Source organism: Saccharothrix sp. ST-888 (assembly GCF_000955975.1).
Lineage (GTDB): Bacteria > Actinomycetota > Actinomycetes > Streptomycetales > Streptomycetaceae > Kitasatospora.
On the sequence record NZ_JYJF01000742.1, the window covers coordinates 1 to 330 of the forward strand.

Here is a 330-nt window from a genome sequence, read left to right on the forward strand (position 1 = left end):
GGGATCTACCTGGGCAAGAGCGTCGAGATCGCCGACCGCGAGTCGCTGTACCGCGATCCGATGCACCCGTACAGCAAGGCCCTGACGTCGCCCGCCCCGGTGCCGGAGCCCGCCCGCAAGCAACGAACCGAGCGAATGCTGCTGACTGCCGACGTCCCGTCGCCGATCACCCCGCCAAGCGCGCGCCGGTCCAGCCCCTGCTGGATGTCGGGCGCTAAGAGCTGCGAGGTAACCATCCATTCTTCCCTGCGCCGCGACCCCGGCGTGCCCCGGGCGCCCGGTGCGGCGCCCACGGCCCGCGGGCGGCCCACCGGGTGCCCTGTCAATCCG

General features: G+C 72.7%; 1 protein-coding gene. It reads left to right on the forward strand.

The window, feature by feature from the left end:
* A partial coding sequence (locus UK12_RS39095) for an ABC transporter ATP-binding protein (RefSeq protein WP_442973933.1) occupies window positions 1-330 on the forward strand: 330 nt, incomplete at both ends.